Origin of the sequence: Paenibacillus harenae (assembly GCF_030812415.1) — a bacterium.
GTDB classification, from domain to species: domain Bacteria; phylum Bacillota; class Bacilli; order Paenibacillales; family Paenibacillaceae; genus Pristimantibacillus; species Pristimantibacillus harenae_A.
Map to the genome: position 1 here is coordinate 84100 of NZ_JAUSST010000011.1, position 7846 is coordinate 91945.

Below are 7846 nucleotides of genomic sequence, written 5' to 3' on the forward strand. Positions count from 1 at the left end.
CCAAGATTAATGAAAAGGAGACTACTGCATGCACCTGGTACAGTTTTTATTTCCAGTTGAAACAAGAACGCATGTTTGGTATATAATAAGAATATATGTTCCTATAGGTGGTGTTCGCATGAAGGAGTATCTCGGTAAAACAGTTGAGCTAATCTATATTGACCGTCACCGGGAAGTTACATTTCGCATGGTACGGGTGTTGTCTATTCGAGACGGAATGATGAAGGCATTTTGCTTTACGGCAAACGCCCCTCGTGTGTTCAAGGCTGAGAATATCGTGGATTTAGAGTTGGTGAAGCATGTTATCTGATAATGCCCGCAAGGTGTTACTTGTCATTTGGAACGATAAGAGAAACGCTCCCTTTCGAATGGATCCCAGATACCTCACTTTTATCCGATTGCGCTCGCAGAGAACAGAGGCGGGAATAAAAGTGGCTGTCAACGAGCTTGTAAAGATGGGATATTTATTGTGGGACAAAAAGGAGAATTCATTCCGGGTGTTGTACAGCCGAGAGGACGAGAAACCCATATAGACGCAAACAACCCCAGGTTGGATGAGCATCCTGGGTTCGGGGTTCATAAACTCCTGTAATTAATCCGTCAACGGTTTATCCGATTTGCTTCTCGATCCGGGCGGCTTTAAGAAGATTCAGCTCCGCCTGACTCTGCCGGACGATTTCGACCACAACCAGGTTGCCGCAGCAAGCACTGCAAATTTCAAGACAATCCATGCGGGTGCCAGAAAGGCCGGGGGCTGGTGATGTTCAACCTTTCGCAATGATGAGCTCCAACTTACAGGAAAATATAAACGGGTTGAAAGCTTGCTGAAAGAAAGCAGCCCGCATAGCAAAAAAAAAAGGCAGCCATTCGCCGAGGCTGCCTTTTCTTCAAGAATATGAAGCTGCAGTCTATTGCTTCTACCGTTTCTTCGAGGAGACTTTAGCGTGTTTTCTTCGTTTCGCGCTTGAAACCATCACATTTTTCTCCGTATGCGTATAGATGTGCTTATAGACAGGACAGCAATGATGTTGCTTAACGGTTTCGATATTTTGAACGACATTCACAAGCTGCGGATGGTAGTAGTTCTCGTATTGCGTAATTGGAGGATCATAGATCGTCTGCGTCGGACAATCGGGACAAAACTCAGCGTCAGTAACGCCGGCTACATTACCCATGCCATAATAATTATTACGGTTCACAGTCATTATCCCCTTCCTGGAATTGGATTACACTTTATTGTATTCGCAAAGAGTCAATGAGACTGTATGTTTGACATGGAAGGCGATCGCCTCCAATCATTTTGAACCGTGCAGCTCATGTCATTTAAAATCGGTCATTTGTCTCCCTAGTAAATGCCCAATCAATCATTAACAAAAGCACATATCTTAAAGTGTACTCAAAAAACAGGAGGTGCTGTAATGTCCGGATTTGGCGGTCATAACAATATCGGAGTGATCTTGGTACTTTTTATTCTATTGGTAATTATCGCATGCAGCTGTGGCATCTTTAACGGTGTAGGCGGCTACGGCGGCAGCTGCGGCAAAGTAGGCGGAGTAGGAACAGGCGGTTACGGTAAAGGCTACTAAGCAGCAAATCGATCGAAAACTCGTAGCTTCACAATGAATGAATAGGACCCATTTTATGGGTCTTATTTTTGTTTTCACAATTAAAAAAGTAAGTCCCCGCTATCTATTCCTGACTGACTTGAACACTCTTCCAAAATGGGTAACGCTGCCGAAGCCAACCTTCTTGGCAATCAGGTTGACTTTCATGGGCGATTGCTCCGTAAGCTTCTTGTTGTCGCATAAGGTTATTTCCTCGACATCATTGTAAAATGCTTGGCCAGGAAAAGCAGCGTATACGGCATATCGTTTTTGATCCAAGCTACGATCGTACCGATCAAGGCGGAGGAGCCATACCATATCGCTATATCTTTTGGAACACCCGACCTTGTATGCAAGGAATCGCTCCCCGTTTTGTCGACCCGCAACGCAATCATCTCCGACAACATCTTTAGCAAACGTTCCGTGAAGATCGGCGTTCGTCTCGAACCGAGAATGATTTTATAAAATTTGGCGTTTTCGGCAATAGGCTCGAGCAAGCTTACCAACATCAATGAATCGATCTCTTCTATGGAATCGTCATTTTCCGGCAATCGATTGAGTACGGTCCGAATGTCTTCTTCCATTTCATCCGCCAACTTCTCCAACCGACGGGGATCCTCAACCGCCGTTGAAAAAGGCCATCCTCAAAGAAGCCTAATAATGTATACCAATAAAATAAGACTACTTCCTTATTTGAAGGAATGTAGTCTTATTTTCATCCTTGAATTTCCAAGTCTTCTTAAGGCTCATAGTCCGGTGGATACTCGCGAGGCAATTCGTCATGTAATTCCTTATTTTCATAACCGAAAGGATTCGCTACGCGTTGATCTTCACGCCAAGGCGTACTTTTACCGATATCTTCCGTTAGAAGGGTTGATCCGTAAGGACCTTCAGGAAATTCTTCCGCAGTCAATTCATTTCTCTGTGATTCAACGGTTGCAAGTTCGGAATGGCTTTCATTTTTTTCACGTTTGTTTTTCATGATACTCCCCCTCTCTTCTGATTTAGTTATTATCTGCATCCGCCTCGTAATTATCCGAAATTAGAACTTCTATGTCGGCGTCCCGTTCCTACCTCTTGCTCTCCTCATCCAACCGAGCATTAACAATATTGCAGGGAGGATAAGCGAGAATACAAATACGTAATACGGCCATACCTCGAAGGCTGTGATAACGGATGGGACGTTAGGCAGAACCTCCTTTGCCATTACAAACCCGATTAATGCGAGCGGAATGACTAATTTGTTTGCATTTTTAATATTAATCGCATCCGCCAACCCTCTTGTCACGACATGGAGCAGCAGGGCCAGACGGAAAAAAATCGTGATATACCACAGAATTGCAACTACAATCTCGAAGCGCTGATAAATGTCGGCATAGCTGATGGTACGAATGACGAAGTAACTCGGGTACACCAGATTAGCCGTTACGCCCTCGCTAAGCGCTGCAACTACCGTCACAGTAATGATTAGAAAAATCATACCGCTCGTTAACGTGCTTTTCATTAAGCTTAGCTTCCACTTGCTTGCATCTTGAAAATCGGGAACTAAAAACAAATACAACACACATTCGAGATACGGGTATGCAAGCAATAAAATGGAACCATGAAAAATCGGCTTGAACCCGCCTTCGAGCATTGGCAGCAAATAGTCGAATCTCAATACCGGGAGGAGCGAAAGAAAGCCAATTGCTACCAATAATATCACGATGAAGAACAACAGTTCTGCCGATCTTCCTATAACGGTAACTCCCGCTCTAACCCCTATGACGACTGCAATAAGGATTAGCGCATGCACGGCTTCAGGCGGAGTCTCTGGGAAGATCGACGTCGTAACGAAGTTGCTTAAGTCCTTCAGAACGAGCCAGAAAGTTAGAAATGGAAACGCAATAAGAAACAAGACCATTACTGTCTTTCCAATCACGTTACCCATCATGCCAGTCAAATAATTATGGAAGGATCGATCCCCCATTTGTTTGGCAATGGTAATGAATAATGGGCTTAGCACGATGAAGAGGATCATTGTCAATAAGACGCTGAGCCAAGCATTTTGCTTCGAGTACGCGGCCAGTGAACTTGGCAGTATTAGCAAGGCGCTCCCTAATTGATACAGCGTGAACCACATGGTCGCTTGCCTTTGGGTGATTCCCGTTTTGTTCATATCTGCCCCCCCCTATTATTTGAGCATAACGGTCATCCAATCACTAATTGGGCGAAAAACATACTCTATGACAGTCATAAGGCTAGGTAAAGGTACTTGAAACAACTGTAAAACACCCAATATGACCCCAATTCCAAGCAAGCTTGAACTGAAGACGATTTCCTTGTTTACTGTGGATTGACGGTTCATTCCTCGAAAATCTGCAAAGAATACGACAATCGCCAATATCAGGATGAAAGCGGTCAACAATTGACTCACTCCTTCTTCTGCTGTGGATTGTTGCCAAACGGACTAATAATTTTGCCAATCAGTCTCAGATGATAGTCCATTTGGACCTCAATGGACATCTGGGCGAATTGCTCATTCCAGTTCGTACGCCATTGTCGCCACTGCTTCGGGTATTTCTGATGAAAATTTGCTCCGAATCCATAAATATCGACGCCATATTGGGATTGCACATGCTGGATGCTATTCTCGATAATGGATTTCAGTTGTTCGCTGGCCAACTCTTGCAGTTCGATTATTGATTTATCGTTGATCTCCGTCTCGCATTGCACCTCGCCAACATTGCCCGACACATGGACAATCAGCTTCATATGCGGGCTCCCATTTCGAATGGAAGGTTCTCTGCTTACTTTAGACTTCACCAATTCAATCGCGAATCGCTTCTTCGATCCTGGACATTGGACGCTCCCTACTGTACTCGACACATGATTGTTTACATAACTGAATGATTTGCTATCCGGTTCATTCAACCAGCCTACCAATCGGTCCTTGCGGAACACGCCGATCCCTTTGAATTTAAAGTACAGATAAGGGCGGGGCTGCTTAACGTTGTCAGCAGATAGTCCTTTGTTCAAGTCTCCGATCAGCGTAAGACCGGTCAATATAGGCTCGACGCCATCATTGGTCAGCATTACCATCATTTCATTAATATTGACCGCAGCTGTTGGGGCCCATAGTTTCTGTGAAACGTTAAGCGATCTGTATAAATCTAGCGCCGAGAGCACTTCAAGCGGAGTAACGATGGACAGCACATCCTTTGTCTGATAACCTCTCGTCACCGCTATATTGAAGTCCGGGCGAACCTCGTGATCGCGAAAAAGAAAATCCAATGGTTCCTTGATCCCATCTCGGGCCATTTCCTCATTGAATAATAGCAGCAGTAGATGGGCGAGATATATTTTGCGCGATGATTTGGAAGTCACTTTGCGCAGCGCTTCGAAGATCGTTGAAGCTTTCTCTGAATAGATGCGAGTCGGAAAACGGTCTACATTGCGGTTATTGGACATTTGGGAAGGATCGACCGTTTGGATGGTAACCTCGTATTGCTCGTCCACGCGGTCAATGCCAATAGCGATCGCAACGGCCATATCATTAAGCTCTCTTCGATTCCAACAGCCGGATAGCGTAAGTGTCATCAGCAGCGCCGCAGTGAATAACGCGATAAATCTCATACAGGCATTTAGCATCGTCGATGTCATTTCATTACTGTTCTCCTTTGTTGCTATGATTCCGAATCGGAAAGCGCAGAATGGCATCGCTTTGCTTACTCTTGTTATACGGAGCGTACGGACTCATGTAAGGAACGCCGAAGGAATGAAGACTGCACAAATGCAGAATGAGGATAATGCCGCCAACCGTTAAGCCGAGGAAGCCGAACGAAGCAGCTAGTATCATAAACCCGAATCGGCAGATTCGAATCGGGATCGACATTCCGTAAGAAGGGATGACGAAGCTGGAGATAGCCGTAATGGCAACAACGATGACCATAACAGCCGATACAATGCTCGCTTCCACGGCTGCTTGCCCGATAACAATCGTTCCGACGATCGATACAGCTTGTCCTACTGTACGCGGCATGCGGATCCCCGCTTCACGCAAAATTTCGAAAGTGATCTCCATCAAGAGCGCTTCGAAGAAAGCCGGAAACGGAACGCCTTCCCTCTGAGCAGCCAAGCTAAGAAGCAGCTGGGTAGGCAGCATGTCCTGGTGATAGGTTGTAAGAGCAATATAGATAGCGGGACCCATCATGCATATGATTAATGCGGTATAACGCAATAAACGAATAAGATTGCTATAGAAATAAGACTGATAATAGTCCTCCGCCGATTGGATGAAGTCAACAAATAGTGATGGAACGAGCAATACGAACGGTGTGCCGTCGATGAAGATTGCAATTTTCGCTTCCAACATGCCCGCAGCTATCGTGTCGGGACGATCCGTATTGTACACCACTGGGAAGATCGTCTGTTGCTTCTTCTCCAGCAGCAGCTCCTCGATATATTCGCCCTCGAGTATGTTCTTATAATCCGCATGCTCTAGACGACGAATGAGATCGTCCACCAGTTTCGGATCAGCCACTCCATCTACGTACATAATGGCCACATCCGTCTTCGTAAGTTTGCCGATCTGAATCGTCTTAAGACGCACTCGGATATCCTTCACTCTGCGCCTAACAAGTGTCGTATTCGTCCTGAGTGTCTCGTTGAACGAGTTCTGCGGTCCTCTCACGACAGATTGTGTACTTGACTCGCTAATGGCGCGATCCTCCCATCCGGGCAAATGAACGACAACCGCTTCGCAATGACCCTCTAACAGCAGAAGCAAACTTCCCGACAGCAAGTGATCCAGTGCGGTTGCTATGTTCAGTTCTAAGCCTACCTCGCCCATATTTAGAATATGCTGTTGAATCGTTTCCGGATTGATTGGCCCGCCGAGCTGCTGCGCGCGATCCAGCAACGATGAAATGACCCCCTCCTGTACGGCTGTTATATCCACCATTCCTTCCAAATAGAAGAGAGCGATTGGGATATAGCCATTTAGCTTTAAATCGCGAGAGATAAAATCGGTGCTGTTGCCCATTAAATCAAGCAGCAGACGTTTATTGTCGTCCAACCGATCGGAGAACAGCTGCTGATCGATCTGACTTTTCATGAGGTCCACCGCCTTAACGTTTTTCCAATGTTTATCATTTCCTGATTCCGGTAGGTTATGCCACGAGCATCATACATACATTGCGGGCGTTACGTGCAACATACTCCATGTTGACGAGACAAACGCGTAACTAATCTACACCTAAGATGGGGGATACCTATGGCGGAAAAAAACATTCTCGCTTATTTCAAAAGTCCTGAGCAAGCCAAGCAAGCGCTTGAGCAAATAAAATCGTTAAAGCTTGTAGACAGCTCGATCGACAGGTTCGACGGTTACCCGGGCGACGGTTCTGATCATATTGATAATCCGATCACAAGCGATTTCCCCGGACTCGGATACTTAACGCTCGGCGGCGATTTCTCCGACCGGGACGCCGGCATCCTCGCAGCGACAAGCGTCAGTGCCAGCGGTATGAGCTCGGGAGGTCAAGATAACGAAGTAACGGGTCGCGACATTCTGCTGACCGTTGTCATCGAGGAAGAAGACTTTGAGCAAGCGATGGCGATCGTACAGAAGGCAGGCGCGCTCGTTTAAAGACCCAAAAAGGGATATTCCAGATATGGAATGTCCCTTTTTGTTACCTTCAGGCAAAATTAGAAAGCCCACCTTTGCGGGTGGGCTTAGTCTTGCTATTATGCTTCATTTGCTTCAATATAAGTTTTCGCCGCCACAATTATTCCTTATAAGGTTCATTTTCCACTTTAACTTCGCCTTTTGCGAGCTGATGAATTCCATCGCTGGTGCCTGCCATATATACGTCTGATAGTTGTTCCTTGGTCAATGCATTCCCCTGGAGATTTTGTTTTTCTTCTGATTTATTTTGCTTCTCATCCATTCCATTTCACCTCTTTTTCTAGAAGTAGTATGACCTACATTTGAAGCGATATGTAACCAATGCCATGCCTGTACCCAAAGAAATTCGCGTCGTAGATTGATTTATTTGAAACAGATAAGGGTTATGGTGTTCTTAAGCTTATGCAAAAAAACAAATAACCTACTGCATGAACATGCGGTAGGTCTCTCGTGTTTGGCGCGGTGTTACGTTTGCGCCCTGAAAACTGGATACGAAAGATTGTCTTGCCGAACTTTAGCTGTTGCTTACAGGTTGTATGGACCGTATAAGCGTTTTAGGATAAGCCCTCGACCG

Annotated in this window: 10 protein-coding genes and 1 pseudogene; 3 read left to right on the plus strand and 8 right to left on the minus strand. The window is 45.6% G+C overall.

Going from position 1 to position 7846, the window contains the following annotated elements; genetic code table 11:
- Window positions 1–28 precede the first annotated feature (28 nt).
- A complete protein-coding gene (locus J2T14_RS29330; RefSeq protein WP_307208157.1) occupies window positions 29–310 on the plus strand; it encodes a hypothetical protein in 282 nt (93 codons plus the stop codon).
- Between the two features lie 607 nt (window positions 311–917).
- On the opposite strand, the gene J2T14_RS29335 is transcribed toward J2T14_RS29330, so the two are convergent.
- A complete protein-coding gene (locus J2T14_RS29335; protein WP_307476677.1) occupies window positions 918–1199 on the minus strand; it encodes a hypothetical protein in 282 nt (93 codons plus the stop codon).
- A gap of 219 nt (window positions 1200–1418) precedes the next feature.
- Here J2T14_RS29335 and J2T14_RS29340 point away from each other — a divergent pair, with 219 nt between their 5' ends.
- Complete coding sequence (locus J2T14_RS29340; protein WP_307208154.1) at window positions 1419–1586, plus strand: hypothetical protein; 168 nt, start codon at window positions 1419–1421, stop codon at window positions 1584–1586.
- Between the two features lie 99 nt (window positions 1587–1685).
- Here the strand turns inward: J2T14_RS29340 and J2T14_RS31050 are convergent.
- From J2T14_RS31050 to J2T14_RS29365, 6 genes and pseudogenes are all read right to left on the minus strand, one after another.
- Window positions 1686–1799 (minus strand): annotated as a pseudogene (locus J2T14_RS31050) (AraC family transcriptional regulator); the annotation flags it as partial.
- Window positions 1800–1810: 11 nt separating this feature from the next.
- Entirely contained in the window at window positions 1811–2209 is a 399-nt protein-coding gene (locus tag J2T14_RS29345; protein WP_307476679.1) for a TetR-like C-terminal domain-containing protein, read from the minus strand.
- 134 nt (window positions 2210–2343) lie between these two features.
- A complete protein-coding gene (locus J2T14_RS29350) occupies window positions 2344–2586 on the minus strand; it encodes a hypothetical protein (RefSeq protein WP_307476681.1) in 243 nt (80 codons plus the stop codon).
- Window positions 2587–2655: 69 nt separating this feature from the next.
- Window positions 2656–3762 carry a GerAB/ArcD/ProY family transporter gene (locus tag J2T14_RS29355; RefSeq protein ID WP_307208152.1) on the minus strand — a complete coding sequence of 369 codons (1107 nt, stop codon included), beginning with the start codon at window positions 3760–3762 and terminating at the stop codon, window positions 2656–2658.
- A 254-nt stretch (window positions 3763–4016) separates the two neighbouring features.
- The gene (locus J2T14_RS29360; RefSeq protein WP_307476683.1) at window positions 4017–5246 is read right to left on the minus strand and encodes a Ger(x)C family spore germination protein; all 1230 of its coding nucleotides are present in this window, start codon (window positions 5244–5246) and stop codon (window positions 4017–4019) included.
- Window positions 5247–5250: 4 nt separating this feature from the next.
- A complete protein-coding gene (locus J2T14_RS29365; RefSeq protein WP_307476685.1) occupies window positions 5251–6699 on the minus strand; it encodes a spore germination protein in 1449 nt (482 codons plus the stop codon).
- Window positions 6700–6858: 159 nt separating this feature from the next.
- Between J2T14_RS29365 and J2T14_RS29370 the strand changes: the two genes are divergently transcribed.
- Window positions 6859–7233, plus strand: a complete 375-nt coding sequence (locus J2T14_RS29370) for a hypothetical protein (RefSeq protein ID WP_307208148.1) — start codon at window positions 6859–6861, stop codon at window positions 7231–7233.
- Between the two features lie 139 nt (window positions 7234–7372).
- On the opposite strand, the gene J2T14_RS29375 is transcribed toward J2T14_RS29370, so the two are convergent.
- Window positions 7373–7534, minus strand: a complete 162-nt coding sequence (locus tag J2T14_RS29375; RefSeq protein ID WP_307208147.1) for a DUF4025 domain-containing protein — start codon at window positions 7532–7534, stop codon at window positions 7373–7375.
- Window positions 7535–7846: the final 312 nt, after the last annotated feature.